This is a genomic window from Geodermatophilus sp. SYSU D01106 (assembly GCF_054049995.1).
This window is the reverse complement of the sequence record NZ_JBJGYM010000012.1, coordinates 146,013-158,916: the sequence shown is the minus strand read 5'-3', so window position 1 is coordinate 158,916 and position 12,904 is coordinate 146,013. Positions and strand designations below refer to the sequence as shown.

At 76.1% G+C, this 12,904-nt stretch carries 12 protein-coding genes; all 12 read right to left on the bottom strand.

Annotated elements, in window-relative coordinates; genetic code table 11:
* Positions 1-204: 204 nt before the first annotated feature.
* Positions 205-1,293, bottom strand: coding sequence for an MSMEG_0565 family glycosyltransferase (locus ACI78R_RS14610; RefSeq protein ID WP_457041237.1), 1,089 nt, complete (start codon positions 1,291-1,293; stop codon positions 205-207).
* Positions 1,290-2,105, bottom strand: a complete 816-nt coding sequence (locus ACI78R_RS14605; RefSeq protein ID WP_457041236.1) for a carbon-nitrogen hydrolase family protein — start codon at positions 2,103-2,105, stop codon at positions 1,290-1,292. Before ACI78R_RS14605 ends, ACI78R_RS14610 begins: the two co-directional genes overlap by 4 nt.
* An 82-nt stretch (positions 2,106-2,187) precedes the next feature.
* Complete coding sequence (locus ACI78R_RS14600; RefSeq protein ID WP_457041235.1) at positions 2,188-3,522, bottom strand: MSMEG_0569 family flavin-dependent oxidoreductase; 1,335 nt, start codon at positions 3,520-3,522, stop codon at positions 2,188-2,190.
* Positions 3,515-4,348: a carbon-nitrogen hydrolase family protein gene (locus tag ACI78R_RS14595; protein ID WP_457041234.1), complete on the bottom strand. Its 834-nt coding sequence runs from the start codon at positions 4,346-4,348 to the stop codon at positions 3,515-3,517. Before ACI78R_RS14595 ends, ACI78R_RS14600 begins: the two co-directional genes overlap by 8 nt.
* Positions 4,345-5,778 (bottom strand): MSMEG_0567/sll0787 family protein, encoded by a 1,434-nt coding sequence (locus ACI78R_RS14590; RefSeq protein WP_457041233.1) that lies wholly within the window; start codon positions 5,776-5,778, stop codon positions 4,345-4,347. Before ACI78R_RS14590 ends, ACI78R_RS14595 begins: the two co-directional genes overlap by 4 nt.
* A 10-nt stretch (positions 5,779-5,788) precedes the next feature.
* Positions 5,789-6,841 carry an MSMEG_0568 family radical SAM protein gene (locus ACI78R_RS14585; RefSeq protein ID WP_457041232.1) on the bottom strand — a complete coding sequence of 351 codons (1,053 nt, stop codon included), beginning with the start codon at positions 6,839-6,841 and terminating at the stop codon, positions 5,789-5,791.
* A 47-nt stretch (positions 6,842-6,888) separates the two neighbouring features.
* A complete protein-coding gene (locus ACI78R_RS14580; protein ID WP_217651267.1) occupies positions 6,889-7,446 on the bottom strand; it encodes an MSMEG_0572/Sll0783 family nitrogen starvation response protein in 558 nt (185 codons plus the stop codon).
* A gap of 24 nt (positions 7,447-7,470) precedes the next feature.
* A complete protein-coding gene (locus ACI78R_RS14575; RefSeq protein WP_457041231.1) occupies positions 7,471-8,313 on the bottom strand; it encodes an amidohydrolase family protein in 843 nt (280 codons plus the stop codon).
* A gap of 451 nt (positions 8,314-8,764) precedes the next feature.
* Positions 8,765-10,153 (bottom strand): metallopeptidase TldD-related protein, encoded by a 1,389-nt coding sequence (locus tag ACI78R_RS14570; RefSeq protein ID WP_457041230.1) that lies wholly within the window; start codon positions 10,151-10,153, stop codon positions 8,765-8,767.
* Positions 10,150-11,661, bottom strand: coding sequence for a TldD/PmbA family protein (locus ACI78R_RS14565; protein WP_457041229.1), 1,512 nt, complete (start codon positions 11,659-11,661; stop codon positions 10,150-10,152). The genes ACI78R_RS14570 and ACI78R_RS14565 overlap by 4 nt, the downstream gene beginning before the upstream one ends.
* A gap of 38 nt (positions 11,662-11,699) precedes the next feature.
* Positions 11,700-12,038: a UBP-type zinc finger domain-containing protein gene (locus ACI78R_RS14560; protein WP_073420899.1), complete on the bottom strand. Its 339-nt coding sequence runs from the start codon at positions 12,036-12,038 to the stop codon at positions 11,700-11,702.
* Between the two features lie 24 nt (positions 12,039-12,062).
* Positions 12,063-12,812, bottom strand: coding sequence for an SDR family NAD(P)-dependent oxidoreductase (locus tag ACI78R_RS14555; RefSeq protein WP_457041228.1), 750 nt, complete (start codon positions 12,810-12,812; stop codon positions 12,063-12,065).
* Positions 12,813-12,904 lie beyond the last annotated feature (92 nt).

Genomic DNA, 12,904 nt, shown 5'->3' with positions numbered 1-12,904 from the left:
CAAAACCACACATACCTGAATATCGTCTCCCGCGGCGGGTCCGCCGCCCCCGCCCGCCCCGCGGACCCGCCCCCGGGGGGGGGGCGGACCCGCCCCCGCTCCTGGGGCGTTCCCCGGCCTCCGGGGGTCCTGCAGGACCCCGGGAGCGCGGGATCGACCCCAGGAGCCGGCTCCCCGGAGGGCCAATAACGCGACAAGTGCCCTCTACAGGGACGCGTAGAAGCGCAGGTGGGCCTCGGCGGCGGCGTCCCAGGTGTGCCGGGCGGCGAGCTCCTCCCCCGCCGTCCGCACCGCCGGGTCGCGCTCCCCGCCGGCGGCCAGGATCTCCGCGGCCAGCTCCGCGGGGTCGCCGGCGAAGCGCGCCGCGCCGCCGAACACCTCGCGCAGCACCGGCAGGTCTCGGGTCACCAGCGGCACCCCGGCCGCCAGCGCCTCCATGGCGGCCAGCCCGAAGCCCTCCTTGGTCGAGGGGAAGGCGAAGACGTCGGCCGCGGCCACCAGCGAGGGCAGCTGGTCGTGCGCCACCGGCCCGAGCACCACCGGGTAGACGCCGAGTTCCTGCGCCCGCGCCTCCACCCGCTCCCGGTAGCCGCGGTGGTCGAACAGGGTCTCCCCACCGGCCACCACCAGCGACAGCTCCGGCCGCGCCCGCTGCACCGCCGCCATCGCCTCGACCAGGTCGAGCGTCCCCTTGCGCGGCTCGATCCCGCCCACGGCCAGCACGTACGGGCCCAGCCGCGCCCGCCAGCGGTTGCGCGATGCGGCGCCGCCCGGGCCGGCGGCCGCGGCGAACCGGGCGGCGTCGACGCCGTTGGGGATGACCGTCGCCGTCCGCCCGTACCCGGCCGCCACCTCGGCGGCGACGGCGGCGCTCACGCACACGAGCGCGGAGGGCCGGCGCACCGCGCGGTCGTGGCAGGCGACCAGCTCCGGCGTGGTGAACGCGTCGAGGTGGTGCACGGTGCGCACGCAGTCGGCGACGGCGTTGGCGCTGATGCAGTCCTGGGCGTGCACGACGTCGTGGCGCCCGCCCGCGGTCGCGAAGGCGGCGCCGAGCTCCTCGATCGAGCGCAGGATCCGCGCGCCGACGTCCTCCCCCGGCCGGTCGGGGAACGGCACCAGGCACACCCGGACGGCGGGGTCGACGGCGCGGAAGAAGCCGCCGTCGCCGCCACGGCCGAGCGACCACACGGTGACGTCGCACCCGGCGCGGGCCAGCGCCTCGGCCAGGGCGAGCGTGTGCACGACGCCGCCGCGCGGGCGGGTCGAGTAGGTCAGCAGTGCCACCCTCACCGGTAGGCCTCCGGTCGTCGCTCGCGCAGGTGGGACAGGACGGTGCGGGCCCGGGCCACCTCGGCGGCGACGTCGAGCTCGGCCAGCGCCAGCCCCGCCTTGGCCCAGGTGCGGGCCAGCACGTCGCCGCCCGGGCCGACCACCTTCGCCTGCCCGAGGAACCGCAGCCGGCCCATCGACGCCGTCTGGTTCGCCGACACCCACACCACCTGGTTCTCCGCGGCGCGGGCGCAGTCGTAGAGGTCGAACAGCCGCGACTGGCGGTCCTGCACCAGCCGCGGCGCACGGTCGGTGAGGCTGGCGGGCCACGCCGACAGACAGGCCACCAGCAGCGCGCCGTCGGCGGCCAGCGTGCGGGCGGACTCCGGGAAGGTCTTGTCGTAGTCGACGAGCATGCCGATCCGGCCGAGCGGGGTGTCGAACGCGGCGAACCGGTCGCCGGCCCGGTAGGCCGTGCGCTCGCCGGCCGGCTGGTGCACCTTGCGGTGCCGGCCGAGCACGCCGTCGCCGGTCAGGCACACGGCGGTGTTGTGGTGCACGCCGTCGGCGACCTCCCGGTAGCCGACGCAGACGACCATGTCCTCCGCGGTGGCCGCCACGCGCTTGAGCTCGGGCGCGTCCTCGGGCAGGGCGGGCGGCAGCTCGCCGGCGTCGGTGCCGGACAGGTCGCCCAGGTAGCCGCCGAGCGTGGCGTCGGGGAAGACGAGCAGCTCGACGTCGCGGGAGCGGGCCGCGGCCACGATCGTCTCCACCTTGGCCAGGCACTGCTCGAGGTCGCGGCCGAAGTGCGCCGCCACCGCCGCCACCCTCACGACCGTCGCCTCCAGGCACAGGAAGCTCTACGCACGTATCGGGAACCGGGACGTGCGTAGAGCTTCCCATGCCTCAACGGGATCAGCCCATGGTCGGCGCGGGGCCGGCGGCGGCCAGCGCGAGCTCGCGGTCCAGGCCGGCCCGGGGCGCGCCGGCCAGCCGGGCGGCGACGTGGTCGGCCAGGTGCTCCGCGTCCCGCCCCACCCCGGAGAACCGTCCCGACCCCCAGGTGTGCAGCCACGGCAGCCCCAGCACCGACAGCCCGGGCACGCTGGTCACCCCGCGCACGTGGGTCGGGTACCCGCGCCCGTCGAAGGCCGGCAGCCGCACCCAGCTCCAGTCGCTGGTGAAGCCGATGCACCAGACGACGGCGGCGATCCGCGAGGCGTCCAGCGTCGTCGGCGCGTCCGGCCCGGGCGCCCACACCGGCGTGTACCGGGCCTCCTCGGGCGCGTCGATGCCCTCCGCGGCGATGAACCGGTCGACGGCGTCGAGCACGTTCTGGTTCACCCGGTCCGCGGAGTCCAGGTTGGCCGCGAGGTCGTCGGCGAAGGTGAGCGTGGCGCCGGCGAGCCCTCGCAGCACGCCGTAGAGCCGCATCCCGTCGCGGGCGAAGGCGCGCAGGTCGATGTCGCGCCCGCCGTCGCGGCCGGTGACGTAGTGGTTGGTGCCCAGCCGGGCGGCCTCGCCGTCGCGGTGCTCGGTCATCGGCATGTCGTAGTGGCCCATGTCCGACAGCCACGCGACGACGTCGCGGCCCCGGTAGGAGCGGGCGACCCGCGGCGCACGGCCCACCGCCAGGTGCACCCGGCGCCCGGCCAGGTGCAGGTCCTCGGCGATCTGGGCGCCCGACTGCCCGGTGCCCACCACGAGCACCTCGCCGTCGGGCAGCCGGTCCGGGGAGCGGTACTCCGCCGAGTGCACCTGGACGACGTGCCCCGGCAGCTGGGAGGCCCAGCCGGGGACGACGGGCCGGTGGTAGCCGCCGGTGGCCAGCACGACGTGCTCCGCGGTGAGCGGGCCGGCCGTCGTCGTCAGGGTGAAGCCGCCGCCGGCTGCGGCGTCGAGCCGCTCGACGGCGGTGGACTCGAGCACCGGCGGGTCGAAGGACGCGGCGTAGCCGCGGACGTAGGCGACGATCTCGTCCCTGACCATGAACCCGTCGGGGTCCTCGCCGCGGTAGGGCCAGCCGGGCAGCCGGCACTGCCAGTTGGGCGTGACCAGGCAGAACGTGTCCCAGCGGGCGTCGGACCACTCGTGCGCGACGGTGTCCCGCTCCAGGACGACGTGCTCGATCCCGCGCCGCCGCAGGTGCCACGACATCGACAGCCCGGCCTGTCCCCCGCCGACGACGGCGACCGGCACCGACGACGGGAACGGGACGCGGGCCGTCCCCCAGCTGGTGCGCTCAGACACCGGCGAGCACCCCGTAGGCGTCGGGACGGCGGTCGCGGAGGTGGCCCATCGACCGGCGGGCGCCGTCGAGCAGCGCGCGGACGTCGACGTCGGCCACGGCGGTGCCCTCGCCGACGCCGGTGGTGGCCAGCACGTCGCCGCCGGGGCCGACCACCTTCGCGCTGGCCACGAAGCGCAGCGAGCCGAAGGTGCCGGACTGGTTGGCCGACACCCACACCACCTGGTTCTCCAGCGCGCGGGCCTGGTCGAACAGGTCGAAGCGGCGGGTCCAGCGGTCGGCGGCGAGGTCGGGGCTGGTCGCGGTGCGCGCGGCCGGCCAGGCGGACATGCAGACGACGACCTCGGCGCCGTCGAGCGCGAGGGTGCGGGCGGCCTCGGGGAAGGCCTTGTCGTAGCAGATGAGCATGCCGATCCGGCCGACCGGCGAGTCGAAGGCGCGGAACCCCTCGCCCGCCGCGTAGCTGGCGTTCTCGCCCAGCGGCTGGTGGACCTTGCGGTGCACGCCGAGGACGCCGTCGCCGGTGACCGCGACGGCGGTGTTGTAGCGGGAGGTGCCGTCGGACTCGCAGAACCCGGCGGTGACCACCATGTCGCCGGCGAGCTGGGCGAGCAGCGCCACCTCGGGGCCGTCGACCTCCAGCGCCGGCGGGAGGTCCGGCGTCCCGCCGCCGCTCAGGTCGGCGAGGTAGCCGCCGAGGGTGGCCTCGGGCAGGGCGAGCAGCCCGACACCGCGGGCGCGGGCGTCCTCGATGAGCCGCCCGATGCGGGCGAAGGCGGCCTCCAGGTCGCGCCCGAAGGGCGCGGCGACCGCGGCGAGGGTGGTCACGCTGCTTCTCCTGTGGCTGGGCCGAGTCCGGTGACGGACCCGGGGAGGGCGGGGGTGAGGGAGCCGTCGGGCCAGCGCAGCCGCACGCCCGAGCCGGGGACGAGCTCCCCGCAGACGGCGGTGGTGGCGGGCCCGGCCGGGGCGACCCGGCGGCCGGGGGCGTCGGCGGTGAGGAAGGCGGTGCCGGGGAAGCAGGTGGCCCAGTCGCCGGCGGCAGCGCCGTCCGGCCGGGGGACGGCGGCGACGTCGAGCACGGCGCCGCAGCCGCTGGCCTCGGCGAGCATGCCGAGGGTGCCGACCAGCCCGGCCATGCTCACGTCCTTGGCGGCCGCGGGGGCGGTGCGGGCGACGACCGACCCCATGAGCTGCAGCTCCGCGCGGGTGCGGCCGCTGGTGGAGTCCCACTGCCGGCCGGTGTGCCCCCGCCGCCAGCCGCCGCCGAGGTCGGCGGTGAGCGAGACCGCCTGCCCGGGACGCCCGCCACCGGCGGGCACGGGGCGGTCGGTGCGGCCGAGCGCGGTGACGCCCAGCGCCGCCGGGACGCCGACCTGGGTGTGCCCGCCGAGCACCGGCACGCCCCACGCCTCGGCGGCCGCGCGGAGCCCGGCGAGCACCCGGGCGACGAAGGAGGCGTCCCGCCCGGCGACGGCGTCGAGCAGCCCGAGGGGTGCTGCGCCCATGGCGGAGAGGTCGTTGACGTTGACCAGCACGCCGCACCAGCCGGCCCACGCGGGGTCGCGCTCGACCATCGACGGCAGGATCGCGTCGCACGCGGCGACGACGTCGGTGCCGGGCACCGGGGCGCCGTCGTCGCCGACGAAGCCGGACCCGCCCAGGTGCAGGCCGGCCAGCAGGCCGCCGAGCGGCGCCTTGGTCGCCTGCACCAGCGCCGTCAGCCGGCCGACCGGCCAGGTCACCGTGGTGTGCGGCGCCCCGCCGACCTCCGCCGCCCCGGTGACCCGCCAGCCGAGCCGGGTGAACAGCCGCAGGTACCGGTCCTGCACGGTGGCGTCGAAGCGCAGCGCCCCGGCGGCCTCGGCGTGCGCGCAGGCGGCGGCGACCAGCGCGGCGCCCGTGCCGTGCGGCGCGCCCGGCCGGACGACGAGCCGGGAGCCGGTCCACCAGCCGACGTCGGGGGCGCCGGGATCCGCAGGGCCGAGCCGGACGCCGCCGAGCACCGTCCCGTCGGTTCCACGTGCAACCAGGGTGACCGCGCGCGGGTCGTCGTCGGCGCCGTCGAGGTCGGTGCCCACGAACAGGCCCTGCTCCTCGACGAAGGCCGCGTGGCGCAGCGCCCGGTGCGCGGCGACGCCGTCGGGCCCTGCCTCCTCCACCCGCCACGGCGGCGCGGGCGCGGCGAGCCGGTGGTCGACGAGCAGCACGCTGCGCTCGAGGCTGGCGAGCTCCTGTGGGCTCAGCGCGGTCCTCATGCCGCCGTCCTCACGCGCCGGCCGCCGACAGCGCGGAGCAGGCGCCGCAGGCCGCGCAGCCGGCGCCCTGGTCGGCGCCGCGCATCGAGCGGGCGCGCAGGCCGGCGGCCACCCGGCGGGTGACGTCGTCGAGGACGAGCGGGTCGGGCGCGCCGACGCCGTCGGCCACGGCGAGCGTCCCGGCGAGCGGCCGGTAGGGGACGACGAACGGGTAGACGCCGCGGTCGGCGAGCTGCAGCGCGCCCGCGACCAGCTCGTCGGGGTCCTCGCCGAGGCCGACGAGCAGGTAGGTGGAGACCCGGTTGCGGCCGAAGACGCGCACCGCCTCGTCCCACGCGGCGTCGTACTGGGCCATCGGCACGGTGGCCTTGCCGGGCATCCAGCGGCGCCGGACGTCGTCGTCGAGGCTCTCGACGTGGATGCCGATGGCGGTGGCGCCGGCGTCCCGGAGCTCCTGGATGGCGTCGAGGTCCCCGGGTGCGGGCGGCTCGCACTGCACCTGGACGGGCAGGCCGGGGACGGCGGCGGTCACCGCCCGCACGCAGCGGGCGAGGTGGCGAGCGCCGCGGTCGCGGCCGTTGGTGGTGCCGGTGGTCATCACCACCTGCCGGACGCCGTCGAGCCGGACGGCGGCCTCCGCGACCTCCGCGAGCTGCGCCGGCGACTTGACCGCGGTGGTGGAGCCCGCCGCGAGCGACGCCTCGATCGCGCAGAACCGGCAGCGCTGGTCCTCGGCGTAGCGGACGCAGGTCTGCACCACGGTGGTGGCGAGGACGTCGCGGCCGTGCAGCCGGGCGATCCGCTCGTAGGGGACGCCGTCGGCGGTGGTGAGGTCGTAGAAGGCGGGCCGGCGCACCGGCGTCGCCTCCAGGCCCAGGTCGGCGCCGTCGAGCAGCAGCCGGCCGCCGCTGATCGAGTACGGGCTGTCCGGGTTGACCGGCAGCGCCGTCGGGACGCCGTCGAGGAGCACGTGCCCGTCGTCGCTGGGCCCGGCGCCGGCGCGGCGCGAGACGGGGGCGTCGACGCGGACCCCGAGGACGGCGACGTCCACGCGGGTGCCCACCCGCGTCGGAGCGCGTCCGGGAGCCGCGGTCCCCGGGGCCGCCGTCATCAGAGGTTGTAGGTGGAGTTGATGATCGCGCCCTTGCGCGCGTAGTGGATCAGCGCGTCCTGCACGTCGAGCGGGTGGCAGGGGATGCAGCCGGCGATGAGGTCCTCCTCGCGCAGGCCGTGCAGCGAGAGCCCGAAGCGGCAGACGTAGACCGTGCCGCCCTCCTCGATGAACCGCTCGATCTGGGTGTTGATGTTGTGCTCGCCCGGGAAGGCGGAGTCGCCGGTGGTGGGGAAGCCGCGGGTGGCCATCGCGTTCATCGCGGCCGGGCCGTAGAAGTAGAGGACCGACTCGTAGCCCTTGCGCAGCGCCCGCAGCGCCTGCAGGCACGCGACGAAGCTGACCGAGGACTCGTGCGCGATGCCGTGCACGAGCGTGAAGTAGGACTCGCCCTCGCCGGCCTGGTAATCCGGGAAGATCTTGGTCGAGCCGTAGAGGTTGCTGCCCGGCGGGAGCGAGGGGTGCGGGACCTCGGCGAGGCTGGCCTGCTGGGCGGCCTTCAGGTCCTCGTCGGAGATGAGCGGCGTGCCGGTGGTGGCGGGCAGGGTCTGGGTCACGGTGGGCCTTCCTTCTCGAGGGGATCAGCCGAGGCCGTGGAGGGCCTCGAAGTTGCGGCGGAAGAAGAGGTCGGCGAGCTCGCCGTCGCCGGTGGCGGCGGCCAGCCGGGCGGACTCGCCCTCGAAGTCGCCCCAGGGCTGGTCGGAGGCGAACAGGACGCGGTCGGCGCCGGTGCCGTGGCGCTCGATCTCCCGGGCGAACCAGCGCGGGGCGAAGCCGATGGCCCAGCTGGTGTCGGTGTAGACGCGCTTGCCCTCGGCCACCCAGGCGAAGAAGCGCTGCCCGATGAGCTTGACGTGGCCGCTCATCCCGCCGCCCATGTGCACGAGGTGGACGGCGACGTCGTCGGCGTAGCGGTCGACCAGCGTGCCGACCTCGTCGAGGTCGCTGGCCGCGCCGGGGCTGGTGTGCACGTGGACGACGAGGCCGTGCTCGCGGGCCGCGCCGAAGACCGCGTCGAGCTGCGGGCGGCAGGCGTCGTCGCCGGCCCGGCCGCCGAGCAGGAAGGAGAGCTTGAGGGCCCGGACGCCCGGCTCGCCGGCCAGCGCCAGCGCCTTCCCGGTGGCGGCGGCGTCCTGCGGGCGGGGGCTGGTCCAGAGCCCCGCGACGACGCGGTCGTCGCGCTGGGCCGCCTCGACGACGAGGTCGTTGAGCGCGAAGGAGGTGCTCGGGTCGGGGACGCCGTAGTTCGGGATGACGAGCGCGCGCTCGGTGCCCTCGCGGTCGAGGTCGGCGAGCAGCTCGTCGATCGTGGCGCGGGCGGTGGTGTCGGGGTTGACCGGCGGGCCGCCGTAGAACGGGTGCGCGGGGAGGACGCCGAGGTGGCGGTGCGCGTCGTGCACCCGCCAGCGGGTCGGCGTCGTCATGACGATGACCCTGGCGGGCTCCCGTTGCCCCCTGGTGACGTCCGGAACGAGTTCTCGTTTCCGGATCGGGCGCGCCGCTGACCTGCTGTTCCGGGTCTGTTGCCGGACCCGCACGGGCCCCCGTCCCGCCTCCCGCGCGCGGAGGTCGGACCGCCGTCGTCACGGGTCCGGCTCCTGGGGTGTCGTCCGGCGTCCCGGGGCGCTGCAGGACCCCGGGAGCGCGGACGTCACTCCTGAGGCCGCGCTCCTGCGGTGCTGCCGCTGCTCCTGCGGCGTCGCAACAGCGCACGAGCGCGTCGAGCACCGCACGAGCCCGTGCTGGGGCGGGTTGCCAGGGTTCCTCGCGCACTGCCGGTCCTGCAGCGCCGTCAACGCAGGAGGAACACCGGCAGTGCGGCCCCATCCGCCGTTCGCGCGCGGAAGGCAGGGGCCAAGAGCGCTACGAAGGCCCTCAGCTGGCCGGGGACACCGAGCTCATGTTGAAGTCCGGCACCCGGACCGGCGGCATCGCGGCGCGGGTGAACCAGTCGTTCCACTCGCGCGGCAGCGTCCGCTCGGTGCGCCCCGCCTCGGAGATCCGCCCCAGCAGGTCCACCGGCGACTCGTTCCACCGGAAGTTGTTCACCGCACCGGTCACCTCGCCGCCCTCGACGAGGAACACGCCGTCGCGGGTGAGCCCGGTCAGCAGCAGCGTCTGCGGGTCGACCTCGCGGATGTACCAGAGCGTGGTGAGCAGCAGGCCGCGGTCGGTGGCGCCCACCATGTCGTCCAGCGACGCCGTCGCCCCGGGGGCCTCGAGCACCAGGTTGTCGACGGCGGCCACGGCCGGCGCGGTGGTCTTGAGCGCCCAGGCCCGCGGCCGCACCAGGTTGGTGAGCACGCCGTCGCGGATCCAGTCGACCGCCGGCGTCGCCATCCCGTTGTCGAACACGCTCGCCGACCCCGACGACGCGCTGACCACCTGGAACGGCGCGGCCTCCAGGCCGGGCGCGTGCGGGTCGCTGCGCAGGGTCAGCGGGAGCTGGGCCAGCCGGTCGCCGATCCGGTTGCCGCCGCCGGCGCGGGCGAAGACGTTGCGGCCCTCGTCGGCGTCCCGCGCCTCCATCGTCCAGTAGGCGTAGAGCATCAGGTCGCTCACGGCCGACGGCGGCAGCACCGTCTCGTACCGCCCCGCCGGCAGGTCGACGCGGCGCTGCGCCCAGCCGAGCTTGCGCTCGACGTCGGCGGCGAGGTCGGGCACCGACACGTCGCGGAAGTCGCGGGTGCCCACGCCGGCCCACACCGAGCGCGAGAAGTCGGTGCTCTTGCCGTTGAGCTCCACCCGGCCGGTGGGCTGGTCGTGCCGCAGCCGCAGGCCGGTCGAGGTGCCCACGTACGTGGTGGTCAGCGAGTGCTCGGCGTAGCCGAACAGCAGGTCACCGCGGGAGCGGGCGGCGCCGAAGGCCTCCCCCAGCGCCGGCGCGAACTCGGTGAACACCTCGATCGAGGTCTCCGCCGGGTCGGCGTCCCAGTCCCCCGCGCCCGCCGGCGCCTCCGACACCAGCGGCACCGCGTCCTCGGCGGGACCGGCGTCGCGCGCGGCCTGCTCGCTGGCGGCCACCAGCTCGGCGACGTCGGGCGTGCCGGTGCGCGCCACCGTGCCGGTGGCCATCCCGGCGCCGCCGTCGACGAAGGAGACGACGACGACCTGGCGCGAGCGCATCGCCCCGTTCGTCGTCAGGCTGTTCGACGCCCACCGCAGGTTCGCCTCGGTGCTCTCGACGACGTAGGCCACGCACCCGTCGGCGGTGGAGGCGGCCAGCGCCTGCTCGACGAGCTCCTGCGCGCTCAGCCGGCTCATCGCCCGCCCTCCTGGACCGTGTTGAGGATGGTGACGCCCTCGAAGAGCGCCGCCGGGCAGCCGTGGCTCACCGGCGCGACCTGCCCGGGCTGGGCCTTGCCGCAGTTGAACGCGCCGCCGAGGCGGTAGGTCGAGGGGCCGCCGACGGCGCGCATCGAGCCCCAGAAGTCCGTCGTCGTGGCCTGGTAGGCGACGTCGCGCAGCTGCCCGGCCAGCCGGCCGCCCTCGATGCGGTAGAAGCGCTGGCCGGTGAACTGGAAGTTGTAGCGCTGCATGTCGATCGACCAGCTCTTGTCGCCGACGACGTAGATGCCGCGCTCGACCCCGCCGATGAGGCCGTCGAGGTCCGGCCCGTCGTCGGCCGGCTGCAGCGACACGTTGGCCATCCGCTGCACCGGCACGTGCCGCGGCGAGTCGGCGAACGCGCAGCCGTTGGAGCGGTCCATCCCGCCCATCCGCGCGGTGTTGCGGTCGACCTGGTAGCCGACGAGCACGCCGCCGCGGACGATGTCCCAGCGCTGGGCCTCGACGCCCTCGTCGTCCCAGCCGATCGTCGACAGCCCGTGCTCGGCCGTGCGGTCGCCGGTGACGTGCATGAGCTCGGAGCCGTAGCGCAGGCTGCCCAGCCCGTCGGGGGTGGCGAACGAGGTGCCGGCGTAGGCGGCCTCGTAGCCCAGCGCCCGGTCCAGCTCGGTGGCGTGGCCGACCGACTCGTGGATGGTCAGCCACAGGTTGGAGGGGTCGACGACGAGGTCGTGGCGGCCCGGCTCCACCGACGGCGCCTTGGTCTTCTCGCGCAGCAGCTCGGGGATCTCCGCGAGCTCCGCGGCCCAGTCGTAGCGGCCGTCGGTGAGGTACTCCCAGCCGCGGCCGACCGGCGGGGCGATCGTGCGCATGCTCTCGAAGGCGCCGGTGGCGCGGTCGACGGTCAGCGCCGTGAACTCCGGCGCGATGCGCACCCGCTGCTGCCGCGTCCGGGTGCCGGACGTGTCGGCGTAGAACTTCTGCTCCTTGACGTGCATGCAGCCCGACGTCACGTGCTCGACGCCGTCGGCGGCCAGCAGCCGCTCGGACCACTCGGTGAGCAGCGCGGTCTTGTCGGCGTCGGGCACCTCGAACGGGTCGACGTCGTAGGCGGACACCCACGCGCCCTCGTGCGGCGGCTCCGGGGCGAGCTCGACCCGGTCGGTGACCAGCGCCGCGGACACCTGCGCGACGGCGACCGCCTGCTCGGCCAGCCGCACCGCCTCCGCGGCGGTGAGCACGACGCCGGCGGCGAAGCCCCAGGTGCCCTCGTGGACGACGCGCACGGCGAGGCCGAGGTCCTCGCCGTCGGCCAGCGACTCGAGGCGGGCGTCGCGCAGGTTCAGCGACTGCGTGCGGATCCGCTCGACGCGCAGGTCGGCGTGCTCGCAGCCGAGGTCGACCGCGCGGGTGAGCGCCGCCTCGGCGAGCGCGGACAGGGGCAGGGCGAGGAAGGACTCGTCGACGTCCCGGGGCTGCACCACCGCCCCTGTCTACCAGCCGGGCCGCCCCCGCCCCGCCCTCAGTGCAGGAGCCGCTGCCAGTCCGCGGGGACCCGCCCGGCCGGCCCGGGGGCCGGCTGGTCGGCCGGGTGCTCGGTCGGCGGCGCGAGCCGCACGCCGCGGGCGTAGCGCTCGTCGACGTAGTCCCACGCCCAGTCCTCACCGGGCTCGAAGCTCTGCACGACCCGGTGCCCGGTGGCCGCCGCGTGGGCCGACGCGTGCTGCGACGGCGAGGAGTCGCAGCAGCCCACATGGCCGCAGGCGGCGCACCGGCGCAGGTGGAACCACCAGCCGCCGGTCGCGTCGCACTCCACGCAGCCGGTGCCGCTCGGCGGGACGTCCGGGTCGATCTGCTCCATCGGGTCCTCCTGTCGGGGTGCGGCTCAGACCTGGTCCTGGCCGCCGTCGAGAACGAGCTCGCTGCCGGTCATGAAGCTGCTCTGGTCCGACGCCAGGAACAAGGCCCCGGCGGCGATCTCCTCGGGCCGGGCCAGCCGGCGCAGCGGGATGCCCGCCGCCATCCCCTCGACCATCGCGTCGGCGGCGGCCTCGTCCGGGGCCAGGCCGCGCAGGCCCGGCGTCGCCGTCGACCCGGGCACCAGGGTGTTCACCCGGATGCCGCGGCCGGCCAGCTCGACCGCCCAGGTGCGGGCGAGCTGGTGGATCGCCGCCTTCGACGCCGCGTAGAGGCCGAACGCCGGGGTGCCGTGCAGGGTCGCCGTCGAGCCGGTGAGCACGACCGACGCGCCGTCGTTGAGCAGCGGCAGCGCGCCCTGCACGGTGAAGACCGTGCCGCGGACGTTGCGGTCAAAGGTGTCCGCGTAGTGCTGCGGGGTGATCTCGCCGAGCGCGGCGAACTCGCCGCCGCCGGCGTTGGCGAGGACGACGTCGAGGCCGCGCCCGGCCGCGGCGATCGTCTCGAAGAGCCGGTCGAGGTCTGCCTGCTCGGCGACGTCCCCCGGCACGCCCACCGCGCCGTGCCCGATGCCCTCCACCGCCTCGTCGAGCGCGTCCTTGCGGCGCCCCGTCACGAAGACCTGCGCACCCTCCGCCGCGAACCGCCGCGCCGCGGCCAGTCCGATGCCCGAGGTGGCGCCGGTGACCAGCGCCGTCCTGCCGTCCAGCTGTCCCATCGTGGGTCCCTCCCGTGTCGTCATGTGCGCCCGGGAGAACTCGCATGACATGTCACGCATTCCGCCGGCGGGCGGGGACGCCGGCCGACGCC